The sequence below is a fragment of the Halomarina rubra genome, from assembly GCF_023699475.1.
Classification (GTDB): domain Archaea; phylum Halobacteriota; class Halobacteria; order Halobacteriales; family Haloarculaceae; genus Halomarina; species Halomarina rubra.
In genome coordinates, this window is the sequence record NZ_JALXFV010000004.1 from 13,602 (window position 1) to 35,360 (window position 21,759).

At 70.1% G+C, this 21,759-nt stretch carries 23 protein-coding genes; 13 read left to right on the forward strand and 10 right to left on the reverse strand.

What is annotated here, in order from left to right; genetic code table 11:
• The first annotated feature begins 140 nt into the window (after positions 1-140).
• Positions 141-941 carry a DUF7388 family protein gene (locus M1L36_RS09395; RefSeq protein ID WP_250873547.1) on the forward strand — a complete coding sequence of 267 codons (801 nt, stop codon included), beginning with the start codon at positions 141-143 and terminating at the stop codon, positions 939-941.
• Positions 942-1,089: 148 nt separating this feature from the next.
• On the opposite strand, the gene M1L36_RS09400 is transcribed toward M1L36_RS09395, so the two are convergent.
• Positions 1,090-1,671 carry an Hsp20/alpha crystallin family protein gene (locus M1L36_RS09400; RefSeq protein ID WP_250873479.1) on the reverse strand — a complete coding sequence of 194 codons (582 nt, stop codon included), beginning with the start codon at positions 1,669-1,671 and terminating at the stop codon, positions 1,090-1,092.
• 42 nt (positions 1,672-1,713) lie between these two features.
• Positions 1,714-1,872: a DUF7559 family protein gene (locus M1L36_RS09405; protein WP_250873480.1), complete on the reverse strand. Its 159-nt coding sequence runs from the start codon at positions 1,870-1,872 to the stop codon at positions 1,714-1,716.
• Positions 1,873-1,923: 51 nt separating this feature from the next.
• Between M1L36_RS09405 and M1L36_RS09410 the strand changes: the two genes are divergently transcribed.
• Entirely contained in the window at positions 1,924-2,739 is an 816-nt protein-coding gene (locus M1L36_RS09410; RefSeq protein ID WP_250873481.1) for a DUF429 domain-containing protein, read from the forward strand.
• A gap of 46 nt (positions 2,740-2,785) precedes the next feature.
• On the opposite strand, the gene M1L36_RS09415 is transcribed toward M1L36_RS09410, so the two are convergent.
• On the reverse strand, positions 2,786-2,926 hold the full coding sequence (locus M1L36_RS09415; protein ID WP_250873482.1) for a hypothetical protein: 141 nt from the start codon (positions 2,924-2,926) through the stop codon (positions 2,786-2,788).
• Positions 2,927-3,039: 113 nt separating this feature from the next.
• Here M1L36_RS09415 and M1L36_RS09420 point away from each other — a divergent pair, with 113 nt between their 5' ends.
• A complete protein-coding gene (locus M1L36_RS09420) occupies positions 3,040-4,203 on the forward strand; it encodes an NAD(P)/FAD-dependent oxidoreductase (protein WP_250873483.1) in 1,164 nt (387 codons plus the stop codon).
• A gap of 15 nt (positions 4,204-4,218) precedes the next feature.
• On the opposite strand, the gene M1L36_RS09425 is transcribed toward M1L36_RS09420, so the two are convergent.
• Entirely contained in the window at positions 4,219-5,112 is an 894-nt protein-coding gene (locus tag M1L36_RS09425; protein WP_250873484.1) for a hypothetical protein, read from the reverse strand.
• Between the two features lie 100 nt (positions 5,113-5,212).
• On the opposite strand from M1L36_RS09425, the gene M1L36_RS09430 reads away from it, so the two are divergent.
• Both M1L36_RS09430 and M1L36_RS09435 read left to right on the forward strand, forming a co-directional pair.
• Positions 5,213-6,940: a radical SAM protein gene (locus tag M1L36_RS09430; protein ID WP_250873485.1), complete on the forward strand. Its 1,728-nt coding sequence runs from the start codon at positions 5,213-5,215 to the stop codon at positions 6,938-6,940.
• 79 nt (positions 6,941-7,019) lie between these two features.
• Positions 7,020-8,837: a flippase-like domain-containing protein gene (locus tag M1L36_RS09435; protein ID WP_250873486.1), complete on the forward strand. Its 1,818-nt coding sequence runs from the start codon at positions 7,020-7,022 to the stop codon at positions 8,835-8,837.
• Here M1L36_RS09435 and M1L36_RS09440 read toward each other — a convergent pair.
• The gene (locus tag M1L36_RS09440) at positions 8,834-9,355 is read right to left on the reverse strand and encodes a DUF84 family protein (RefSeq protein WP_250873487.1); all 522 of its coding nucleotides are present in this window, start codon (positions 9,353-9,355) and stop codon (positions 8,834-8,836) included. The genes M1L36_RS09435 and M1L36_RS09440 overlap by 4 nt on opposite strands.
• Positions 9,356-9,569: 214 nt before the next feature.
• Here M1L36_RS09440 and M1L36_RS09445 point away from each other — a divergent pair, with 214 nt between their 5' ends.
• The 5 genes from M1L36_RS09445 (at position 9,570) to M1L36_RS09465 (ending at position 13,426) form a co-directional block, all read left to right on the forward strand.
• Entirely contained in the window at positions 9,570-10,538 is a 969-nt protein-coding gene (locus M1L36_RS09445) for a transcription initiation factor IIB (RefSeq protein ID WP_250873488.1), read from the forward strand.
• 74 nt (positions 10,539-10,612) lie between these two features.
• Entirely contained in the window at positions 10,613-11,032 is a 420-nt protein-coding gene (locus M1L36_RS09450) for a DUF7994 family protein (RefSeq protein ID WP_250873489.1), read from the forward strand.
• 57 nt (positions 11,033-11,089) lie between these two features.
• Positions 11,090-12,169: a DNA-methyltransferase gene (locus tag M1L36_RS09455; protein ID WP_250873490.1), complete on the forward strand. Its 1,080-nt coding sequence runs from the start codon at positions 11,090-11,092 to the stop codon at positions 12,167-12,169.
• A gap of 23 nt (positions 12,170-12,192) precedes the next feature.
• The gene (locus M1L36_RS09460; protein ID WP_250873491.1) at positions 12,193-12,873 is read left to right on the forward strand and encodes a type I 3-dehydroquinate dehydratase; all 681 of its coding nucleotides are present in this window, start codon (positions 12,193-12,195) and stop codon (positions 12,871-12,873) included.
• Positions 12,874-13,000: 127 nt separating this feature from the next.
• The gene (locus M1L36_RS09465; protein WP_250873492.1) at positions 13,001-13,426 is read left to right on the forward strand and encodes a DUF6677 family protein; all 426 of its coding nucleotides are present in this window, start codon (positions 13,001-13,003) and stop codon (positions 13,424-13,426) included.
• A gap of 89 nt (positions 13,427-13,515) precedes the next feature.
• Here M1L36_RS09465 and M1L36_RS09470 read toward each other — a convergent pair whose 3' ends face one another.
• A complete protein-coding gene (locus M1L36_RS09470; protein ID WP_250873493.1) occupies positions 13,516-14,256 on the reverse strand; it encodes a proteasome assembly chaperone family protein in 741 nt (246 codons plus the stop codon).
• Positions 14,257-14,363: 107 nt separating this feature from the next.
• Here M1L36_RS09470 and M1L36_RS09475 point away from each other — a divergent pair, with 107 nt between their 5' ends.
• Both M1L36_RS09475 and M1L36_RS09480 read left to right on the forward strand, forming a co-directional pair.
• Positions 14,364-15,287: an RsmB/NOP family class I SAM-dependent RNA methyltransferase gene (locus tag M1L36_RS09475; RefSeq protein WP_250873494.1), complete on the forward strand. Its 924-nt coding sequence runs from the start codon at positions 14,364-14,366 to the stop codon at positions 15,285-15,287.
• Positions 15,284-15,856, forward strand: coding sequence for a DUF7122 family protein (locus tag M1L36_RS09480; protein WP_250873495.1), 573 nt, complete (start codon positions 15,284-15,286; stop codon positions 15,854-15,856). Before M1L36_RS09475 ends, M1L36_RS09480 begins: the two co-directional genes overlap by 4 nt.
• A gap of 112 nt (positions 15,857-15,968) precedes the next feature.
• Here the strand turns inward: M1L36_RS09480 and M1L36_RS09485 are convergent, their stop codons facing one another.
• The 4 genes from M1L36_RS09485 to M1L36_RS09500 all read right to left on the reverse strand — a co-directional run bounded on the left by M1L36_RS09485 (position 15,969) and on the right by M1L36_RS09500 (position 20,945).
• A complete protein-coding gene (locus M1L36_RS09485; RefSeq protein ID WP_250873496.1) occupies positions 15,969-16,910 on the reverse strand; it encodes a M23 family metallopeptidase in 942 nt (313 codons plus the stop codon).
• A 67-nt stretch (positions 16,911-16,977) separates the two neighbouring features.
• Complete coding sequence (locus M1L36_RS09490) at positions 16,978-18,477, reverse strand: DUF790 family protein (protein ID WP_250873548.1); 1,500 nt, start codon at positions 18,475-18,477, stop codon at positions 16,978-16,980.
• Between the two features lie 250 nt (positions 18,478-18,727).
• Entirely contained in the window at positions 18,728-19,399 is a 672-nt protein-coding gene (locus M1L36_RS09495; RefSeq protein ID WP_250873497.1) for a helix-turn-helix domain-containing protein, read from the reverse strand.
• A gap of 106 nt (positions 19,400-19,505) precedes the next feature.
• Entirely contained in the window at positions 19,506-20,945 is a 1,440-nt protein-coding gene (locus M1L36_RS09500; RefSeq protein WP_250873498.1) for a DEAD/DEAH box helicase family protein, read from the reverse strand.
• A 71-nt stretch (positions 20,946-21,016) separates the two neighbouring features.
• Between M1L36_RS09500 and M1L36_RS09505 the strand changes: the two genes are divergently transcribed.
• The gene (locus tag M1L36_RS09505) at positions 21,017-21,700 is read left to right on the forward strand and encodes a nucleotide exchange factor GrpE (protein ID WP_250873499.1); all 684 of its coding nucleotides are present in this window, start codon (positions 21,017-21,019) and stop codon (positions 21,698-21,700) included.
• Positions 21,701-21,759 lie beyond the last annotated feature (59 nt).

The following is a 21,759-nucleotide window of genomic DNA, read 5'->3' on the forward strand; positions in this document are numbered from 1 at the left end:
CTGTGGACCCCTCCAGGCAATTCCTGCCGCTCACCGACACGCTCTTCAGCGCGCCACACTCCAGACGAACCATGGTCGCATTCGTGGCTGGTCGCGTTCCGCGTTCGTTCTAGCCACGCCTTCTCGACCCGATGGAACCTATGTTGACGAGTGATAGCTACGCCCGAACCGGACTGGACGCCCTCGCGCTGAAACCGACCGAACACGACCTCGACGTGGCGGCGAGCCTCGACGTCGAGACGCTCGCGCTCGACTACGAGGGCCGCGCACACCTCCCGACCCCGGCGACCCTCGAAGCACTCGCGGCCGACCGGACGCTCCACCTCACCGCGCCGGTCCGCGCCGACGGCTTCGACCCGCTTGGCGACGACTCCCTGCTCCGGGAGGTGCCCGAGACGGTCGCGTTGACGTTCGTCGCCGGCCACGGCGCGTACCTCGACGAGGAAGAGCGCGCCCGCGCCATCGCTCCCAGACTGCGAGCGGCGCTGGACTGGCACGCCGACCGAGCGAACGAGACGAAACCGTGGGTCGGCACCGAGAGCGTCGAGCGCCTCGCGCTGTCGGCGAGCGAGGAGGCCGTCCAGTACGACCTGCTCGGCCGCTCGACGGCCGGCGAGGTCCGCGCGATGCGCCGGATGGGGTTCGACGGCGACCTCGCGGTGTACGCTCCGACGGTGCTCACCGACGACGACGACGCGCTACTCGACGCGCTGGGCGGGTACGTCGCTCGTCGTGGCCCGGTCCGGGCGGCACTCCCCGAGGACGCGTCGACGGACGCGAGTGCGACCGGTCGCGCGCGGGAGGTGTTGCTCGCGGCGAGTCGTGACTACGCGCTCGCCGGCACGCCGGACGACGTGCGAGACCAGGTCGAGTCGCTCCGCGAGGCGGGCGTCGACACCGTCGTCGGCTACCCGGCGCGTGGACTGACGCGGTTCCGATAGAAGAGCGGTCGTCGGCGGGGCGACCCGGTTACGACTCGCTACTGCTCGTCGCTGTCGACGACGTGAATCGGAGATTCACTGGCCGACGACTCGCTACTGCTCGTCGTCGACATCGCGAGACTACGTCTCGCTGGCAGACAGCGACTCGCTACTGCTCGTCGCTGTCGACCCCGTCGAACTCGTCGTCCTCGGGACCGTCGGGAATCTCCTCCTCGCTCAGACCCGTCTCGGTGTCGGCGTCGCTGCCGACGTCCGCGGTGGAGTCCGTGTCGGTCGTGGACTCTGCCGCTCCCGTCGCGTCCTCGTCGGCGGTGTCGTGGGGCACCGACTCGTCGCCGACGGTGACCTCGCGACCGGACTCCGTCTTGGGGATGTGGACGCGCAGCGTCCCGTTCTGGGTGACGGTGGCGTCGGCCTCGCGGGCGTCGACGTCGGCGTCGGCCGGGAGGTCGACCGAGCCGTCGAGCGAGAGCCCCCGTCCGGGCAGGCGCATCTCGTAGTCGTCGTAGAACTCCCGGAAGCGGTCGACGCGGACGAAGACGGTGTTCTCGTCGAACCGGACCTCGACGTCCTCGCGGCGGACGCCGGGGGCGTCGAACACCGCGAGGTAGGCGTCGTCGCTCTCCAGCAGGTCGACCTTCAGCGGTGTTCGCTCCTGCCAGCGGGCCGACGACCGGCCGATACCTTCGAGGACGGCACTCTCGACGCGCTCGCCCAACTCCTTGAACATACTCGTCGGTTGGCTCGTCATGGTATTAGGCGTTCCCCGAGTTCAGAGGACGATCTCTTCGAGACCGTCCTGGGTGCCGCAGTACGGGCAGGTGAAGTCTTCGACGCCGGTCTCGCTGGGCATGTCGTAGGTGTAGTGGAGTTCGAACATGTCCAGTTCGCACGCCGACTCGGTACACTTGACCTCCATCGTCTTGGGCATGGGCGGGGCTACGCCCGGACCGCTAATCAATACGGCGGCCCCGTGTGCGGTATGGACATCAACGGGGTCGACTTCAGCGGCGCGCGCGACGCGGGGCGCAAGACGTGGCTCGCCGAGGCGACGACCGACGACGACGGCCTCCACGTCGAGTCGTGTCGCTCGCTCGCGACCCTCGCGGGCACCGCCGACCGCGCCCCGGCGCTCGTCGAACTGGTCGACCGCCTCCAGACGGCCGACGCCGCCGGCCTCGACTTCTCGTTCGGTCTCCCCGCGGCGGTCCACGACTGCGACGCCTGGCCGGAGTTCGTCCGCTGGTTCCCCGGCGAGTTCGACGACCCCGACGAGATGGGGACGCGCTGTCGTGAACGCGCCGAGTACCTGACCGACGGCGACCGGACGTTCGTCCCCCGAGTCACCGACGAGCCACTCGGCGCGTCCTCGCCGTACCACTGGCTGGTCGCCCACCAGACGTTCTACGGGGTCCGCGACGTGCTCGGGCCGCTGGTCGCGAACGGCGCTGTCACCGTCGAACCGATGCAGGAGTTCGAGGGCGACCGCGACGACCGACCGACGCTGTGTGAGGTGTACCCGGCGGCGACGCTCCGCTCGCTCGACCTGCCCGCCCAGCGCTACAAGGACCCCGCGAGCGACGAAGGCGACGCCTACGCCGAGCGACGAGAGCGCATCGTTGCCGGACTGCCCGAGGACTGTACGCTCGCGCCGGCGGTCCGCGAGGCGGCGCTCGACGACGAGGGCGGGGACGCGCTCGACGCGGTGGTGGCGGCGTACGCGACTTACCGCGCGAGTCGCGACGGGTTCGCGACCGACCGGGAGTACCACCCCGCCGAGGGGTACATCTACGTCTGAGTGTGGGGGCCGGTCGCCGACTCCAAAGAAGTGGATGGTGCGTGACTCAGTCGGCCTTCGGACGCCAATCGACCGAGTGGCCGGTCGCCCGCTGATGGGCGGCGGAGAGCCCTTCGGCCAGTGATTCGTCCGAGGCTTCGCCGTCGAAGCCACAGTCCGAACAGCGCACTTCCCAGGTGGGTTGCACCGTTCGGAAGGAGGCGACTCTCCGATATCACTCTCTCTGCTGGGAACTGGACAGGTCGGACCGCGCGAGGCCGTCTCTCGGTGAGTTAAGACCCCGGACGGTCATGCCGGGGTATGACACGACCCGACGAATCCGACCCGTCCGTCGCCGTCGTCGGTGGCGGGGCGTTCGGCGTCACCGTCGCGCACGACCTCGCGGTCCGCGGCGCGAGCGTGACGCTGTACGAACGCGGTGCGGTCGCCGACGGCGCGAGCGGCCGGGCGGCAGGCGTCTGTTACGACGCCTACGCCGACCGTATCGACGCCGCGGTCGGCGACCGGGCGCTCAAACGGTTCCGCGAGTTCTCCGGGACCGGCGACTTCCGGTTCACGGACTGCCCGTACGTCGTCCTCGTCAGGGACGGGGACGACCGCCGCGCCGAGGCCGTCCGAGAGGGCGTCGCCCGGATGCGCGAGCACGACCGGGAGGTCTCGCTGGTCGACCCCGACGACCTCGCTACCGAGTTCCCCGACCTGCGGACCGACGACGTGGCCCTCGCCGCCGTCGCCCGGAACGCGGGCTACACCGACCCGGGTGCGTACACGGCCGCGATGGCCGACGCTGCGCGCGAGGCGGGCGTCGAGGTCCGTGAGGGGACGCCCGCCCGTCTCCGGACGGGTGACGGGACCGGGCGCGACGACACCGGTTCGCCGCGAGTCGAGACCGAGGCGGGGAGCGAGCGCTACGACGCCGTCTGCGTCGCTGCGGGCGCACACACCCGGCGGGTCCTCGCCGACGCGGACCTCGCCGTTCCGCTCAAGCCCTACCGGGTGCAGGCGCTCGTCACCGACCCGGACCCCGTCACCGACCGCGTCCCGATGGCCTACGACGCGACGGGCGGGTACTACCTCCGACCGCGGGAGGGTGGCCTGCTCGTCGGCGACGGCACCGAACCGGTCGAGCGCGACCCCGACGACTGGGTGCGGGACGCCGACGACTGGTTCGTCGCGGACTGTGCGGGCTACCTGGAGACCGCGCTCGGGCGGTCGTACCCGGTCGACCGCGCGTGGGCGGGGCTGTGTACGGCCACACCCGACGGCCACCCGCTGTTCGGCGAGCGCGCACCGGGCGTGTTCGTCGCCGCCGGCTGGCAGGGCCACGGCTTCATGCGTGCACCGGCGCTCGCCGAGCGCATGGCCGAGCAGGTGCTCGGTGGGGAGGGTATCGACGCGTTCGACCCGAACCGGTTCGAGGGCGACGAGGAGTTCCCCATCGTCGAGGGGATGGCCCTCGACTGACCACCGCCGGGCGGCTCAGCCGAAGACGACCGGGGCGCTGTCGAGACGGACCGTCTCGGTCGGGCACTCGGCGGTCAGGACGCCCAACCGTCCGTCGACGCGGGTGTCGGGTTCGCGGTCGCCGTGCCACTCGGCGAGCGAGAGGCGGTCGCCGACGCCCGCGTCCTCCGGCCGCTCCTCCTCGAACAGCACGACCCCCTTGAGATACGTCGTCTCCTCGTCGAACAGCCGTCGCCAGCCGCGGCCGAGGACGCCGCTCTCGGGGCCGGGCAGCACCTCGAACCCGAACTCGGCGTCCTCGGCGAGCGCGTCGGCGAGTCGTCGGCAGTGCTCGTTGGCGTCGGTGAACCGGTCGAGCCGGCCGGTCTGGGTGTCGATGCAGGTTCGGAGCGTCTCGTCCGGGTCGGCGGTCGGCGCGCGACAGTCGACGAGGTAGTCCCCGCCGACGGCGTACGCCCGGTCGCGGTCGGGTGCACGGAACATCGCCATCGTCCGGTAGTCGTCGGCGCGCTCTCGGGTGGTCGTGTTCAGGGTGCGTTCGATGCGTCGCCGGTCGAATGCGGCCGCCGAGACGCGCAACGCGGGGAGCGCGTCGCCGGGGTCGCCGACGCTGAGTTCCCAGTCGACGTCGCGGGTCTCGACGCCGAACGCCCGGTGGTACGGTCGGTGGCGGTCGAGTGCCTCGTCGACGGCGTCGGTGCCGAGCCAGCGGCGGTGTTCGTCCCACAGTGCGGGCGTCCAGACCGACGCCCGGTAGCGTCGCCAGTCGTCGGCGAACCGACTCGGGTCGTAGAGCCAGTCGCGGGTCGGGTGGGGTTCCTCGCCCGGTGGCGGCGGGAGGAGGCTACAGCCGGCCAGCGCGGAGAGCAGACCGGCCACACCACCGAGGACGGTTCGTCGGGAGGGCATTCGGTCTCCCTTGTTCGCCACCCGGAGGAATAGCTTGTGGGTTCGCCCCTCGCGTCGTCCGTGTCGTCACCGTTTTCCACGTCGGGCAGGTAACTGGGCCATGACCGACCCGGCGACGCTCGACGTGACGCTCGTGGACGGCTACGTCGACGAGCCGGCACACTTCGGGGTGCCCCCGTACGTCTCGACGTACCCCCGATACACCGCCGGCGCGCTCGTCGACGCGGGCGTCCCCGAGTCCCGCATCACCTACCACACCATCGACGCCCTCCGAGAGACGCCCGCGAAGTGGCAGGACGTCGAGACCGCCGACCTCGTCGTCTACATCGGCGGGATGACCGTCCCCGGCAAGTACGTCGGGGGCACCCCCGCCGAACCCGACGAGGTCAGGCGGATGGCGTGGATGGCCGAGGGGACGACGCTGATGGGTGGTCCCGTCCGCTTCGGCGTCGGCGACCAGAACGAGGGCGCGAGCGACATGGAGCGCAAGGACCTCGACTACGACTTCGTCGCGAAGGGCGACGTCGAGGCGGCCGCCTTCGACCTCGTCGAGAGCGGTCTGGAGGGGTTCAACAACCGGATGCGCGACGTCGAGGAGGTGACGCGCTGGGCGCAGAAGGGCGCGTTCGTCGTCGAGAACCACCCCAACCACCCCGACTACCTCATCGCCGAGTTGGAGACGGGCCGGGGCTGTCCGTACCGCTGTTCGTTCTGCACCGAACCGCTGTACGGCAACCCGACGTTCCGCCCGCCCGAGACCGTCGTCGCCGAGGTGGAGGCGCTGTACGAACGCGGCGTCCGACACTTCCGACTGGGGCGACAGGCCGACATCCTCGCGTACGGCGGCGACGGCGAGGCCCCGAACCCCGACGCGCTCCGGGAGCTGTACGGCGGTATCCGCGAGGTGGCTCCCGACCTCGGGACGCTCCACCTCGACAACATGAACCCCATCACCGTCGTCGAGTACCCCGAGCGCTCCCGAGAGGGTATCGAGGTCATCGCCGAACACAACACGCCCGGCGACACCGCGGCGTTCGGCCTCGAATCGGCGGACCCCGTCGTCCAGGAGGAGAACAACCTCAACGTCACCGCCGACGAGTGCTTCGAGGCGGTCCGCATCGTCAACGAGGCCGCGGGGTGGCGACCCGGCGACGATCCCTCGCAGGCCCCGACCCACGGCGAGGACGCTACGAGCCGCCTCCCGAAGCTCCTGCCCGGCATCAACCTGCTCCACGGGCTGAAAGGCGAGACCCGGGAGACCTACGAGTTGAACGAGCAGTTCCTCCACCGCGTCTACGACGCGGGCCTGATGCTCCGACGGGTCAACATCCGGCAGGTGATGGCGTTCGACGGGACCGAGATGTCGGAGACCGGCTCACAGATCGCGAAGGACCACAAGAAGCTGTTCAAGCAGTACAAGAGCCGCGTCCGAGAGGAGATAGACCAGCCGATGTTGCGACGCGTGGCTCCCGCGGGCACCCGTCTGCCGAACGTCCACCTGGAGTACCACCAGGACGGCAAGACGTTCGGCCGGCAGTTGGGTACCTACCCCCTGCTCGTGGCGATACCGGGCGAACACGAACTCGGTCGCACCCTCGACGTCGCGGTCACCGACCACGGCTACCGGTCGGTTTCGGGTGTGCCGTACCCGTTGGACGTCAACGCCGCGTCGATGGACGAACTGACGGCGATTCCGGGCCTCGGAAAGCAGCGCGCCGGGAACCTCGTCGTGGACCGACCGTTCGACGCGCTCTCGGACGCGGAGGAGCGCGTCGAGACCTCGCTGGCGGACTTCGCGGAGGTCCGCTCGCCCGGGGGCGCGGACTGAGCGGCCGTGGAACGTCGTTCGGGCCTGAACACGATACGCACCCAGAAGGTTGATACGTCGGAGCACGCAACCGCGAGCAATGACCGTCGAGGTGAGCGTCGTCCTCCCCGCGTACAACGAGGAGGCGACCATCGAGGGCACCATCGGGACGACCCTCGACACGCTCGGTTCGTTTCTCCCCGAGGACACGTTCGAAGTCATCGTCGCGGAGGACGGCTGTGACGACCGCACGCCGGAGATAGCCGCCCGCTTCGCGGGTCGAGACCACCGCGTCCGCCACGTCCACTCCGACGAACGACTGGGACGGGGCGGCGCGCTCGTCCGGGCGTTCCGCGAGGCCGACGGCGAGACGCTCGTCTACTTCGACACGGACCTCGCGACCGACATGCACCACCTCGAAGAGCTGGTCGAGTCGGTGCGCTCGGGCGAGTACGACGTCGCGACGGGGTCGCGTTGGATTCCCGGCGAGGTCGCCGACCGCCCCCGAAAGCGCGGGGTCCCCTCCCGTGGGTTCAACACGATGACCCGACTCATGCTCGGGTCGGACCTCCGGGACCACCAGTGCGGGTTCAAGGCGTTCGACCGCGAGGCGCTGTTCTCCCTGCTCGACGACGTGGAGGACCAACACTGGTTCTGGGACACCGAGGTGCTCGTGCGCGCCCAGCGCGAGGGCTACCGCATCAACGAGTTCCCGGTTCGCTGGACGCCCAAGGGCGACACGAAGGTCGACCTCGTGCGCGACGTGTTCGGGATGGGCAGTCAGATTCTGCGGTGCTGGTACGAGTTCTCCGTCAAACCGAGAGCGACGCCACGGGCGACCATGGCGGCAGGGACGCTGCTCGTCCTCGTCGCGACGCTGTTGATGACCCAGTACATCGACTTCGGGCAGGTGCTCGAGGAGATGGCGCAGGCCGACCCGACGTACGTCGCCGTGGCGGCGGGCGTCTACCTGCTGTCGTGGCCGCTGCGTGGCGCACGCTACCGCGACATCCTCGCCGAGTTGGGGTATCGCGAGAGCGCGCGGTTCCTCACCGGGGCGGTGTTCATCTCACAGACCGGCAACCTCGTGTTCCCGGCGCGGGCGGGCGACGCCGTCCGGGCGTACATCGTCAAGGCCCGGCGAGGGATTCCGTACCCCTCGGGGTTCGCGTCGCTGGCGGTCGAGCGGGTGTTCGACCTGCTCACCATCACGGTGCTGGCGGGGACGGTGCTCGTGGGACTCGCCGCCTCGGGGTTGGCCGACCCGTCGGCCGTCGGCGGCGTCTCGGGCGACCTGGAGTCCGCCGAGAGCGGTCGGACCGCGCTGTACGTCGCGGCGTTCGTCGGCGTCACGACGCTCTGTCTCGTCTCGCTCATCGTCGCCAGCGCACGTGCGGAGACGAACCTCGTCCGCCGGGCGGTCGGGCGGGTGAGTTCGGACTCGTACGCCGACTACGTCGCGGGGGTCATCGAGCGGTTCGTCGGCGACGTCCAGCAGGTGGCGAGCAGTCGGCGCGCGTTCGCGAGGGTGGGTGCGTCGAGCGTCGCCATCTGGACGCTCGACGTGGTGACCGCGCTGCTCGTGTTCACGGCGTTCGACGTCTCGCTGTCGCCGGTCGTGCTGGTCGCCGTCGGCTTCTTCGCGGTGAGCGTCGGCAACCTCGCGAAGGTGCTCCCCCTCACCCCCGGCGGTGTCGGCCTCTACGAGGGGGCGTTCACGCTCATCGTCGTCGCCTTCACGCCCGTCCCCTCGGCGGTCGTCGTCGGCGCGGCCGTCCTCGACCACGCGGTGAAGAACCTCGTCACGCTCGCCGGTGGCGTCGTCTCGACGCTCCTGCTCAACGTCTCGCTGACGACCGCGGTCGAGCAGTCGCGCGACGCCACGCCCGAGGCCGAGGTCCCCGAGTACGACGACTAGCGGTACTGCTCGGAGACGAACGGTCCGAGCGCGGCGGCGACACCGGTCGAGAGACTCGCCGTGCGGTCGACCATCCCGGCGGTGAACACGCCCGCCGCGCCCTGTCTCTTCTTCACGTCTGACTCGCCGAGTTCGTCGTCCATGACGGGGCCGAGTTCCTCCCCGCCACCGACGCGCCGGGCGACGTGGTCGGGCAGTGGGAACGACGGCCCGGTCGCGCGCGACAGCCGGTCGCCGTCGGTCGCCGCCGCCCAGTTGACGAGGAACAGCCCCGAACAGCCCTCGACGCGGGCGACGCCGCCCTCGATGCCGACGCCGAGCCTCGATTCGGGGTCGTCGCTCGTCGCGTACGCCGCCCGTGCGCGGTTCTCCGCGCCGGTCCGAGTCTCCTCGTGACCACGTGGCTGTTCGGCGACGTCCGAGGGGACGGAGACGCCCTCGACCGTCCACGCTCGGGCGACGACCGACTCGACCGCCCGGCGTTTCACCGGGTTTCCGCTGCCGACGACGACGTGCATACGGGTCGGTGCGCGCGTCGGAAGTTCGCTCTTGCGAAGCGAGACCGCAGAGAAACCCGTACACTCACATTGGAGTGACAGTATCGAGAACTCTGGTATCCCCTCGAAGGAGTATCGGAATGGTTAAGAAGGTTTCGGGCGAAGGTAAACCACTAAACAGCTGTCCGGGATTTTCGGGGGTAACCTGCCCGGATAGCGTGCGCCCTCGACCAAAATGAGCGACTCGAACACACGAACCCGAGAGAGAGCGACCGAGGAGGAGACCGAGCGGAGCGACGAGCGCGAGGGACTCGACTGTCCCGAGTGCGGCGGTCAACTGATCAACGACAGCGAACACGGCGAGACGGTCTGTCAGGACTGCGGTCTCGTCGTCGAGGAGGACGCCGTCGACCGCGGCCCCGAGTGGCGCGCGTTCGACTCCGCGGAGAAAGACCAGAAGTCCCGCGTCGGTGCGCCGACGACGAACATGATGCACGACAAGGGACTGTCGACCAACATCGACTGGCGGGACAAGGACGCCTACGGGAACTCCCTGGGGAGCCGCCAGCGCGCGAAGATGCAGCGGCTCCGGAAGTGGAACGAGCGGTTCCGCACCCGCGACTCGAAGGAGCGCAACCTCAAGCAGGCGCTCGGCGAGATCGACCGCATGGCGAGTGCGCTCGGCCTCCCCGAGAACGTCCGGGAGACCGCGAGCGTCATCTACCGCCGCGCGCTCGACGAGAACCTCCTGCCGGGACGCTCCATCGAGGGCGTCGCCACGAGCGCCGTCTACGCCGCCGCCCGCCAGGCCGGCGTCCCGCGCTCGCTCGACGAGATCGCCGACGTGAGTCGCGTCGAGAAGAGCGAGATCGCCCGCACCTACCGGTACGTGGTGCGCGAACTCGGCCTCGAAGTGAAGCCCGCGGACCCCGAGAGCTACGTGCCGCGGTTCGCCAGCGCCCTCGGCCTCTCCGACGAAGCGGAGAACCGCGCCCGACAGCTCCTCCGCAACGCCAAGGAGAAGGGCGTCCACTCCGGGAAGTCGCCCGTCGGCCTCGCCGCGGCCGCCGTCTACGCCGCCGCGCTCCTGACGAACGAGAAGACGACCCAGGCCGCCGTCAGCGACGTCGCCGACATCTCGGAGGTCACCATCCGCAACCGCTACCACGAACTGCTCGAAGCCGAGCAGGACCTCCCGGTGTAAGCCGGACCCCAGCGGATTCTCACGCCGAGACGATTCCACCGTCGATTTTTGTCCCCTCACGCGAACGTCCAGCCATGCGCCCCCGCTACGACGCCGGTTACGGGCTGTTCTTGCTCGTCCTCTCGGTCGGTTTCCTCGTCCTGTTCGACGTCCCCCTCGACCCGACGGCGTGGTCGAACGCCACCGAGGGCCGCGTCGCGCTCGCCGGGATGGCCCTGATGTTCGCGGCCGGAGTGTCGGGGCTCGTCGCCGCACGCCGTCCACACGGTATCGTCGCGGGCCGTCGAATCGACCACCTCACGTTCCGCGGCGTCTCGACGCTGTTGCTCGGCGTCGCGATGCTGCTGCTCGGTGGCTTCTCCCTCGCCGGGAGCGACCTGTCCGGCCTCCTCAACGTCGCTATCGGCGCGTTCTTGCTCCTCCTCGGGGTCGGGACGATGCAGCGCCGACCGGCGTTCGTCTCTGCGGGCGACCTCACCGAACGGTCGGCGTAGACTCCCACGGCCCCTTGCGACCGCAAGGCACTAGGTCGTTCACGTCGACCTCCGACCATGCAGACCGAACACGCGGTCCACGTCGGCGACGCCCGGGACCCGCCGCTCGCAGCGGACGCCGTGGACCTCGTGGTCACCTCGCCGCCGTACCCGATGATCGAGATGTGGGACGACCTGTTCTGCGAGTTGGACCCCACCGTCCGGGACGCCCTCGACGCGGGCGACGGCGACCGTGCGTTCGACCTGATGCACGACGCGATGGACCCGGTGTGGGCCGAACTGTCCCGGGTGCTCGCGCCGGGCGGTATCGCCTGTATCAACGTCGGCGACGCCACCCGGACCGTCGAGGAGTTCGCGCTCTACCCGAACGGCGCGGAACTCGCGACCCGACTGCGCGCCCACGGCTTCACCCAACTGCCGGGAATCCGCTGGCGCAAACCCACCAACAGCGGCACGAAGTTCATGGGGTCGGGGATGCTCCCGCCGAACGCCTACCCGACGCTCGAACACGAACAGATTCTCGTGTTCCGTAACGGTGGCCCCCGACGACTCGAACCGAAGGCCGACGACCGCTACGAGGCGGCGTACTTCTGGGAGGAGCGCAACGAGTGGTTCTCGGACCTCTGGACGTTCACCGGGACGAGTCAGCGCCTCTCCGAGCAGGCCCGCGAGCGCTCGGCGGCGTACCCGCTCGAACTCCCGCTCCGACTGGTGCGGATGTTCTCGACGTACGGGGACACGGTGTTCGACCCGTTCTGGGGGACGGGGACGACGACGCTCGCCGCGATGGTCGCGGGTCGGAACTCGGTCGGCACCGAACTCGACACCGGCCTCGTCGAGGCGTTCGCCGACCGCCTCGCCGACCTCCCCGAACGGACCCGCGAGCGCGCGACCGACCGGTTGGCCCGCCACGCCACGTTCGCCGCCGAGAACGACACCAACTACGAGGCAGAACACTACGACTTCGGGGTCGTCACGGCTCAGGAGCGCCGGATTCGGCTGTACGCCGTCGACGGGGTCACGAGCCAGGGGGCTCCCGACTCGCGGGTCGCCGCGACGGCCCCCGACGGCGGGACCGACACCGAACCGCCCGCGACCCGGCGGTGGTCCTGCGAGCACACCCCGGTCGAGTTTTGAGGCTCCGTCTCGACGGGCCGAGCATGGACTTCGAGGGGTTCGTCCTCGCCGCGAGCACCGCCGACCTCACCGAGGAACCCGACGCCCGCGCCCACGCCGACGCCGTCGAGTTCCGGATGGACCGGTCGAGCGACCCGCTAGCGGCGCTCGACGACTACGACGGCGACCTGCCGCTGCTCGCGACCAACCGCGTCGAGTGGGAGGGCGGCGACGCGCCCGACGACGAGGACCGACTGATGGCGCTGGCGGCCGCGGCCGAACACCCGTCGGTCGAGGCCGTCGACGTCGAACTCGCGGCCATCGTCGGGGCGCGCAACGACGACGCCCTCTGGACGGTCGCCCACGCCCGCGAGCACGACGCGGCGGTGGTGGTGTCCATCCACGACTTCGAGGAGACGCCCGCGAGGAGCGAGTGCGCCCGCCTGCTGGGCCAGGCCAGGGAGTTCGGCGACGTCGCGAAACTCGCGGTGACCGCCGAGGACCGTTCGGACGTCCTCCGACTGCTCGCGCTGACGAACGCGCAGACCGCGGCCGGTCACCGGGTCGCGACGATGGCGATGGGCGAGGTGGGCCGCCACTCGCGAGCGGTCGCGCCGGTGTACGGGTCGTGTCTCGGTTTCGCGCCCGTCGACCCCGAGCGAGCGACCGCGCCGGGTCAGTACGACCTCGCGACGCTCCGCGAGTTGGTCGACACGCTGCGCTGAGTGTCGCGCCGAGATGTCGGAACGCCGCGGTCAGATTCGGGCGCGCTGAGGGGTCGAGACTGTCGTTCGCGGCGAGTGTGTCACGAACTACACAACGCTCTTGTGTATCGAGAGTCGAGAACGAACGATGAGCAGGCGTCGACCGTGGCTCGCGGCCATGCTGGCGTTCGTCTACCCCGGTCTCGGGCACGTCTACCTCCGGGAGTGGCTCCGAGCGCTGCTCTGGTTTCTCCTGTCGGTCTCGACGTTCTTCTACGTGTTCGACGACGCCGGCCTCGACGCCGAGAGTCTCGGTGCGGCCGTCGACGCCGTCCTCGCCGCCCAGGAGAGCCTGCCGCTGTGGGCGGTGGCGCTGTTGTACTCGGTGACGCTGTTCAGCATCGTCGACGCCTACTGGCTGGCGAGTCGCGGGGCGGACGCCCCGACCGCCCGTGGGACCGCCAGCGGGACGGCGAGCGCGGCCGACGGTGGGTCGACCGACCGCTGTCCCAACTGTCGGCGGACCATCGAGGGCGACTACGACTTCTGCCCGTGGTGTGCGGCCGAGCGGTGAGTCGACGGAACGGGTCGACGGTCGAGTGAACCGACGGCCCGACGGCCCGAATCGACCGGTTCGACCGGGTCGGCGTGTCGGTCGCTCGCTTACTGGAACATCCGCAGCGGCTGGGCTTGTGAGCTCTCGTCGCCCTCTGCCTGTTGCATCCGCTCGGCGAGTCGCTCGCGGGCCTCGCGGATCTCCTCGGCCTGGTCGACTAGGTCGTCGGTGTCGACCTCCACGTCCGCGAGCGGTTCGACGCCGTACTCCAGCACCGACCGGGCGGCCTCGGGGTCGGGGAACTGCTTGCTGGCCTCGGCGATGAGACCGACGCTCGTGACGCCCTGTTCGCCCGCTTCGGCGAGCAGCGCGCCGGTCGGACCGCTGACGAGGCCGCCTTCTGCGGGCGGGACGATGCCGGCCTCGTCGAGCAGGGCGTTGCCGTCGCCCGTCGCCACGCCGTAGAGGTCGGGGACGTCGGCGTCTTTCTCGCTGGGTAGGCCCGAGATGTACAGCGGCGTCACGTCGTTCTCGACGACCCACGAGGTGATGCACTCGGCGAACCCGCCGGCCACCTGTGGGGAGACGGGGATGTCGCTCTGGAGGACGAGCAGCGTCCCGTCGTCGTTGACGTAGAGGCGGACCGGCGGGAGTAGGTCCGAAGAGTCCGCCTGGTAGACGGACACCTGCGGGATGCCGTCGCAGTGGACGGCCGCGTAGTACTCCAGGTCCAGCGAGGAGACGAGATGGTCGGCCGCGATCTTCCCGACGAGACCGAGCCCGGGAAGCCCCTCGACCATCGCGGGGGCGTCGAGTTCGACGTCCGAGTGGACGGCAATATGTGCCATACCCCGTCATCGGGAGGTGGCGGGTTAACGCTATGCCCGTCGGTGGATGGGGCGTTCGGCCCCCTGCGGATGGAAACGCACAAACGCGGCCACCGGGTACGCGGCGTATGGTGCTGGAGCGCTACGACCCGCTCGTCGACGACGCCGCGGCGTTTCGGGCGGCCTGCGACCGCCCGCTGCCCTCCGTCGTTCGGGTCAACACCGTCAAGACCACCGTCGAGCGGGCGATGCGTGCGCTCGACGAGGACGGCCACGGCTACGAACGGGCCGACTGGCTGCCCGAACTGCTCAGACTCGACTCGGACTCGCCGGGCACGTCGTGGCCCTACTTCCACGGCTGGCTCTACGGCCAGGAGGAGGTGAGTGCCCTCCCCGCGCTCGTCTGTGACCCACAACCGGGCGAACGCGTCCTCGACCCGTGTGCCGCCCCCGGCTCGAAGACCACCCAGCTCGCGGCGATGATGGACGACACGGGGACGCTCGTCGCCAACGACAACAACCTCGGGCGACTCTCCGCGTTGCGGTCGAACGCCGAACGCTGTGGCGTCACCAACCTCGTCGTCACGAACCAGGACGCCCGCAACCTCTCGCTCAAGCCGTTCACGCCGGCGGGGAGCGACGAGCAACCCCGCTTCGACCGGGCGCTCGTCGACGTGCCGTGCTCGTGTGAGGGGACCATCCGGAAGAACCCCGACGCCCACGACGACTGGTCGCTCGGCCACGTCCAGCAGATAGCGGGCATCCAGCGCGAGATCCTCCGGCGGGCCGTCCGGACGACCCGTCCCGGCGGCACCGTCGTCTACTCGACGTGTACGTTCGCCCCCGAGGAGAACGAGGCGGTCCTCGACGCCGTGCTCGCCGAGGAGTCGTGCGAACTCGTCGCGTTCGACGTCCCGCTCGACACCCGCCCCGGTGTCACCGATTGGAAGGGCGAGGAGTACGACCCGAGCGTCGAGTTGGCCCAGCGCGTCTGGCCCCACCTCAACGACACGGGCGGCTTCTTCTGTGCGAAACTGGAGGTGACCGCATGAGCGACGGCCCCGGCGAGGACTTCGCGACGTACGACGAGCGCCGCGACGACGCGGACGGGACGTTCGAGGAGAACCGCAGTCAGGTGTTCGAGCGCCTCCCCGAGACGGCTGCCGACCGCGAGGTCGAGGGTCGGCCCTCCCGCGAGGCCGTCGTCGACTTCTGGGCCGACCGCTTCGGCGTTCCGCCCGAGACGTTCGACGGCTACACGTTCTGGGAGAAGGGCGCGGGGAAGCTCTGGGCGTACGCGGGCGACGCCCCCGACGCCATCGACGTCGAGGCGCTCGGGATGGTGTTCCTCAGGGTCCGTCAGGACCACTGGAAACCCACCACGGACGCCGTCCAGCGGTTCGCTCGCGATGCGAGCGAGAACGTCGTCCTCCTCGACGACGAGCAGGCCAAGCGGTTCGTCGCCGGCGAGGACCAGGACCTGAAGTGGGACGGCGACTGGGGCTACCTCGTCGTCAGCCACGACCTCGCGGGTGCGGTCGAACCGCTCGGCGTCGGTCTCTACCTCTACGGGGAGCTCCGTTCGCAGGTCCCGAAAGGTCGCAAGCGGGACATCGACTGACCGCGCGCGCCACGGTCAGTCCAGTCGTTCGCTCGTGGTGTGCGCTCGGCGAGCGTCGGGCGACTCCTCTCGGGTCGTTCCTCCCCGCTCGTCTTTCGGAGATTCTCACTCGCTAGCGCTCGTCACCCTGTGGCGCGTAGCGAACGTGTTCGCCGCGGGTCAGGTACGCCCACCGCTGGCGACCCCGTGCCCCCTCGCGGACCCGCTCGACGCCGGTGAACGCCGGCGGCAGCCCCATCGTCGCGTAGAACCCCGGCGTGTCCTGCAACTGGTAGTGGAGGTGCGGTTCGGTGGAGTTCCCGGAGTTGCCACACCGCCCGACCTGCTCGCCCACGTCGACGTGGTCGCCCGGTTCGACCGCGACGCTCCCCTCCTGGAGGTGTGCGAGCAGACTGTACTCCTCGCCGTGGTCGACGACGACGTGGTTGCCTCGGATGTCCCACGTCCGCCACTCGGTCCAGCCGGTGCCGGGTTCGGGGTGGTCGCGCTGGCCGTCCTTCGCAGCGACGACGGTGCCGGCGGCGGGCGCGAGGACGGGTTCGCCGAACGCGAAGTAGTCGTCGAGGAAGACGCCGTCCCCGATGTGGGTCCGTCCACGCTCGTCGGTGACGAGGAAGTCGTAGGCGTAGCGCTGGGCGAGTAGGCCCCACGAGTGGCTGGTCGCCTTCGTGACGCCGCCGTTGACGACGGTCCACTCGCCCTCGAACGGCGGGCGGAGCGCGGCGGTCTGGTCGAACGACTCCGGCGTCGGTGGCGAGCCTCGATACCGGACGAACGCCACGACAGTGCCGAACAGCTGGGCCACGCTCGCGAGGAAGCCCCACGGCGTCAGCCCGAAGACGAACTGCGAGACGAGGAATCGGGCGTTCGTCGCGCGGTCGTACGGCCGCATCCCGTGGTCGCCGTCGTCCGAGCGTACGAGCGGCAGGAAACCCGCGAGGAAGAACAGTCCGAACAGCTCGAACCACTCCGGGCCCAGTCCGACCGCCGGCAGGAACATCAGGAAGCCGAGGGCGAACAGCCACGTTGCGTCGACCCGGCGCAGCACGCTCATCGCGCCGGGATATGTCCAGGTCGGTGAAGAACCTATCGCGAGACGCGTGTCCCGGCCGTCCCGCCGGTCACCGTTCGTGGAGCGTCCCGCCGCTCAGTCCCTCCCACTCGACGCGGTAGCCCAGTCGAGAGAGCACCGCGCTCGCGTCCGTGATACCCTCCTCGGCCAGCACGGCCTCGGCGTCGGCGAGCGCCATCCCCGCCTCGACGCGGCCGGCCAGCGCCTCCAGCACCGCGGGGCGAATCAGCGTCCGGCCGACGCGTTCGTGGTCGGGGAACGGCTTGCCCTCGACGGCGTCCTCGCTGACGCCGTACTCCGCCGCGAGCGCGGCGATGGTCGTCACGTCGGCGTCGGGGCGCACCTCGCCGGGCAACGAGGCGGCGCTCGCGGCGACCAACTCGTCCTCGTATCGGCGCAGCGCGTCACGCACGTCCTTGACCCGAACGGTGCCGCGGTAGGGGATGGCGCGGTGGTCGAGCGCTTCGAGGTCCTCGCCGACGCCGAGCGACTCGTCGACGGCGACGAGCAACTCGACGTCCTCCAGGTCGGCCAGTCGCGAGAGCTTCTTCGCGACGTACTCGGGCGTCCAAAAGCCCATTATCTCGAAGAAGACGCGGAACGGCGCGTGGTCGTAGTCGAACGCGAAGTCGGGGATGACGACGTGTGCGCCGGATTCGAGCGGTTCGGGTTCGCGCACCAGCGACCAGTCGAGGTCGAGCGACCGAAACCGGGTCGCGAAGTCGGCCTCGACGCCGCTGTCGAAGGCGGGTTCGGCGACGGGGTCGGTGCCGGGTGGCGAGAGGTCGTCGGCGTCCAGTTCGAGGGTGCGTTCGGTCCCGCGGTCGTCGACGGTCGCGGTGAGTCGCCAGTCGCTCGTCTTCACGAGCGTCCGCAGCAGGCGGGCGAAGCGCGTCCCGTAGCGTCTGGAGGTCCGGAACAGCGCGTCCGGGCCGGTGACGACGACCTCCCGTCCCGCCTCGGTCCGGCGAATCTCGTACATCAGCCGGAGGCGTTTGACCGCCGAGACGAACGCCTTCGGGTCGTTCGTCCGCACCCGGACCTCGGTGGCGTCGAACAGCGCCGTCTGGGCCAGCGAGAGGTCGTACTGCCGGCGAAGCTCGTCCGGCTCCCAGCGCGCGTCGAACGTCGCGAGCACCTGGCGCTCCTCACGGTCGGCGTACAGCGAGTCGGAGACGGCGTCGGGGGTCGTCCCCAGTCGCTCGGCGGCGGTCGCCAGCGCCGCCGCCCGGTCGTCGTCGGTGACGACACCCCGTTCGGCGGCGACGCCGAACACGACGTCACGGGTCCGTTCGGGGTCGACGGCAGCACGGGTCTCGAACGTCGCTTCGCGGTCGAGGAGACTGGCGAACCCGCGGACGAGTTTGAAGTCGTCGGCCCCGCGTTCGAGGTCGGTGAGCGCGGCCTGCAACTCGGTCCGCGTTCGGCCGACGTGACCCTGGTAGACGCCGAGGACGCGAGCGGCGAGGCGGACGTCGCCCTCGTCGGTGAACTGCGGCCGGTAGCCACCGCCCCGGCGACTGACCCGGAGGAGGTCCTTCGTCAGCACGTCGTGTCGTCGGGCGAGCGCCGGGAAAGCGACTTCGGTCGACCCGACCGCCGCCGAGACGGTCGGTGGCGACTGCTGGGCGGTGGATAGAGTGTCGGCCGGAAGGTGGTGGCCGGCCGACGAGAACCGACGGTGTGCCTCTGACAAGTCCCGATCTGCTGTCCGGTGCAGGTGTGACGTAGTGCGCTTCTCGCGCAGTAACCTGTTTCGGACATCGGTCGAAGAAGCGTCACGTTTCTCACCTGCTGTTTTATATACGGTCGCGGTCCCCGCCCAGCACCGCCTCGACGAGACCCGCGGTTCCGCGTCGGAGCCGTCGCCCCACTGCCGTCGCCGAGATGTCGAGCGTCGACGCGATGTCTTCGAGCGACGACAGTCGCGGTTCGTCGAAGTAGCCGGCCTCGTAGGCCGCGAGCAGGGCTTCGCGTTGACGGTCGGTGAGTCCGGCGTCGCCCCAGTCGCCCGCGTCGTCGGCACGGTACAGCCGTTGGACGTCGAACGTGAGGCCGTTGTCACAGCAGAACTCGCGCATCGTGACGAGCGCCTCCCGGCCCGGGAACTGATAGCGACCGGTCCACGCGCCGTCGCGACAGTACGCGCTGAGCATCGCGCCGCCGTGTCTGGTGAGTACGGGGACGACGAGCAGTTCGGGCGTGGGTTCGACGCGGTACAGTCGGTCGGCGTCGCTGCCGCCGTCGACGACCACGACCGGGTCCGCCACCGACGGGTCCTCGGCCAGCGCCGCGTCGAACGCGCCGAAGTCCTCACAGCGAACCGCGTAGAACAGGTACGGGATGTCCTGGTCCGTCGCGGCGTGGTAGCGGGTCTCGATGGTGGCGTCCGGCACCGCCCGCGTCGTGCCGTAGAAGATCTGCTTGGGGCTCTCCGTTCTGATCTCCGCGATGATACTGTCGTCGACCATGCCTCGAACGGCGGGCGAGTCCCCGCCTCTTCGCGGGTCTCACACGTGGACGCGGAAATAGATATCGGCCCACGTCACCCGGTCGTCCCGGCACTCGCCGGGTGGTTCAGCGCCTGCGAGCGGCGACGCCCTCCTCGGCGGTCTCCTCGGTGACGATCTCGTAGAGCACGGCCCGACCAGCACGCGCCGCCGACACCTCGTCGGGCGTCGGCCCGTCGGTCTCGGCACCGGCGTCCTCGCCGACCCCTGTGTTCCCGAGGTCCTCGTCGTCGCCGGTGCCCTGCGCCCCTTTCGGGCGCAGCACTCGGCCGAGACGCTGGGTGAACTCGCGTTCGCTCCCCGACCCCGAGAGGACGACGGCGACGTTCGCGTCGGGCACGTCGACGCCCTCGTCGAGCACGTTCGCCGTGACGACCCGCGAGTACGTCCCCTCGCGGAACCGTCGGAGGGTGTCGCGGCGTTCTGCCGTCCCCGTCTCGTGGGTGATGGCCGGAATCAGGAACCGTTCGGAGAGGCGGTAGACGAGGTCCGTCGAGGCGGTGAACACGATGACGCGGTCCTCGCGGTGACGGTCGAGGATGGCTTCGAGTTCTTCGACCTTCGCGTCGGCGTGCATCATCACGTCGCGGGCGCGCTGTTTCGCCAGCAACGCCTCCCGGGCACGCGGGTCCGACCCCGAGCGCATGACGAGTTTCTGGTAGTCGCTCCCCGAGCGCAACTGGAGGTTCGAACTGGCGAGGTAGTCGGTGAACGTCCCCTGTTCCTCCTCGTACTCCGCTCGCTCCTCGTCGTTCAGTTCGACGCTGATGCGCTTGATGTCGTAGTCCGCGAGGTGTTCGCCCGCCAGGTCGTCGACGCTCACGTCGTAGACCAGCGGCCCGACGAGGTCCTCGACGACCGCGTGTGCGCCGTCCGGTCGCTCGAACGTCGCGGTCAGCCCCATCCGGGCGGGTGCGGCCAGCAGGCGGGCGATGTCGCGGTAGCCCTCCCCGCCGAGGTGGTGGACCTCGTCGAAGACGACGAAGCCGAACCGGCCGCCGACCTCGTCGGCCCGGAGGTACGCCGAGTCGTACGTCGAGACGGTCAACGGGCCGAACTCCTGTGTCCCGCCGCCGAACTGGCCGACCTCGCAGTCGAACTCCGTCGTCAGTTCGCGTCGCCACTGCTCGACGAGGTCGATGGTCGGGACGACGACGAGCGTCGGAACGCCGAGGGCGGCGATAGCGGCGATAGCGACGACGGTCTTGCCGCTCCCGGTCGGGAGTTCGAGGACGCCCCGGTCGTCGTTCGCGCGCCACGCGTCGAGGGCGGCGCGCTGGTAGCTTCGGAGTTCGTAGCTCGTCGTCAGGTCGAGCGGCACGGTGTCGAGCACCGCGTCCTCGTAGTCGACGCCGAGCGCGTCGAGTTCCTCGCGGAGGGCGGCGTAGCGGTGGCCCGGCGCGCGGGCCGTCTTCGTCCGCGGGTCGGTCTCGACCCACGGGCAGTCGAGGGCGTCGGGTGGGTCCGTGATTCGGACCGTCCCCTCCTCGAACGAGAGCCGTGTCACACGCCGAGTTGCGAGCGAGCGGCCATGTCGATTCCGGTCGGGTTAAACGGCCGCCGACCGTCGGTTCGGGTATGAGCGACGAGACGCCGCCGACGGACGCGACGGACGCGAGCGAGGGTGCGGACGCGACCACCGCGGAGTCCGACGACGGCGACTCCCCGGAGACGGCAGCGCAGACGGACGGTCCCGACGCCGAGACGACGGCCACGGACGCCGAGGAGGTCCCCACCGACCTCGTCGAGCGCGTCCGCGAGAGCGACGCGGAGACCATCGCCCGCGAGATAACGGCGCTCCGTGCGCGCGCCGAGGAGGCCGAGGCCCGACTGGCGGAGGCCGACGAGACGACCGAGGACCTCCAGAACCAACTGAAACGCAAACAGGCGGACTTCCAGAACTACAAGAAGCGGATGGAGAAGCGCCGCGAGCAGGAGACCAAACGCGCGACGGAGGACCTCGTCACCCGGATGGTCGACGTTCGGGACAACCTCAAACGCGGCCTCGACCAGGAGGGCGACATCCGCGATGGCGTCGAGTCCACACTGCGGCAGTTCGACGACGTCCTCGACGCGGAGAACGTCGAGGAGATATCGCCGGAACCGGGCGAGACGGTCGACCCCCAGCGCCACGAGGTGCTGATGCGCGTCGACAGCGACCACCCCGAGGGCACCGTCGCGCAGGTCCACCGGCCGGGCTACGAGATGGCCGAGAAGGTCATCCGGAGCGCGCAGGTGACGGTGAGCGACGGGGAGGAGTAGCGCGGTTCGGACTGAGCGAAGCGAGTGAGCGTCAGGACGAACGAGACAACGGCGCGACC

Bases quoted from the DNA above. Each gene is read 5' to 3' on its own strand.
- M1L36_RS09395 (WP_250873547.1), top strand. From the start codon at position 141: ATGTTGACGAGTGATAGCTACGCCCGAACCGGACTGGACGCCCTCGCG.
- M1L36_RS09400 (WP_250873479.1), bottom strand. From the start codon at position 1,671: ATGTTCAAGGAGTTGGGCGAGCGCGTCGAGAGTGCCGTCCTCGAAGGT.
- M1L36_RS09405 (WP_250873480.1), bottom strand. From the start codon at position 1,872: ATGCCCAAGACGATGGAGGTCAAGTGTACCGAGTCGGCGTGCGAACTG.
- M1L36_RS09410 (WP_250873481.1), top strand. From the start codon at position 1,924: ATGGACATCAACGGGGTCGACTTCAGCGGCGCGCGCGACGCGGGGCGC.
- M1L36_RS09420 (WP_250873483.1), top strand. From the start codon at position 3,040: ATGACACGACCCGACGAATCCGACCCGTCCGTCGCCGTCGTCGGTGGC.
- M1L36_RS09425 (WP_250873484.1), bottom strand. From the start codon at position 5,112: ATGCCCTCCCGACGAACCGTCCTCGGTGGTGTGGCCGGTCTGCTCTCC.
- M1L36_RS09430 (WP_250873485.1), top strand. From the start codon at position 5,213: ATGACCGACCCGGCGACGCTCGACGTGACGCTCGTGGACGGCTACGTC.
- M1L36_RS09435 (WP_250873486.1), top strand. From the start codon at position 7,020: ATGACCGTCGAGGTGAGCGTCGTCCTCCCCGCGTACAACGAGGAGGCG.
- M1L36_RS09440 (WP_250873487.1), bottom strand. From the start codon at position 9,355: ATGCACGTCGTCGTCGGCAGCGGAAACCCGGTGAAACGCCGGGCGGTC.
- M1L36_RS09445 (WP_250873488.1), top strand. From the start codon at position 9,570: ATGAGCGACTCGAACACACGAACCCGAGAGAGAGCGACCGAGGAGGAG.
- M1L36_RS09450 (WP_250873489.1), top strand. From the start codon at position 10,613: ATGCGCCCCCGCTACGACGCCGGTTACGGGCTGTTCTTGCTCGTCCTC.
- M1L36_RS09455 (WP_250873490.1), top strand. From the start codon at position 11,090: ATGCAGACCGAACACGCGGTCCACGTCGGCGACGCCCGGGACCCGCCG.
- M1L36_RS09460 (WP_250873491.1), top strand. From the start codon at position 12,193: ATGGACTTCGAGGGGTTCGTCCTCGCCGCGAGCACCGCCGACCTCACC.
- M1L36_RS09465 (WP_250873492.1), top strand. From the start codon at position 13,001: ATGAGCAGGCGTCGACCGTGGCTCGCGGCCATGCTGGCGTTCGTCTAC.
- M1L36_RS09470 (WP_250873493.1), bottom strand. From the start codon at position 14,256: ATGGCACATATTGCCGTCCACTCGGACGTCGAACTCGACGCCCCCGCG.
- M1L36_RS09475 (WP_250873494.1), top strand. From the start codon at position 14,364: ATGGTGCTGGAGCGCTACGACCCGCTCGTCGACGACGCCGCGGCGTTT.
- M1L36_RS09480 (WP_250873495.1), top strand. From the start codon at position 15,284: ATGAGCGACGGCCCCGGCGAGGACTTCGCGACGTACGACGAGCGCCGC.
- M1L36_RS09485 (WP_250873496.1), bottom strand. From the start codon at position 16,910: ATGAGCGTGCTGCGCCGGGTCGACGCAACGTGGCTGTTCGCCCTCGGC.
- M1L36_RS09495 (WP_250873497.1), bottom strand. From the start codon at position 19,399: ATGGTCGACGACAGTATCATCGCGGAGATCAGAACGGAGAGCCCCAAG.
- M1L36_RS09505 (WP_250873499.1), top strand. From the start codon at position 21,017: ATGAGCGACGAGACGCCGCCGACGGACGCGACGGACGCGAGCGAGGGT.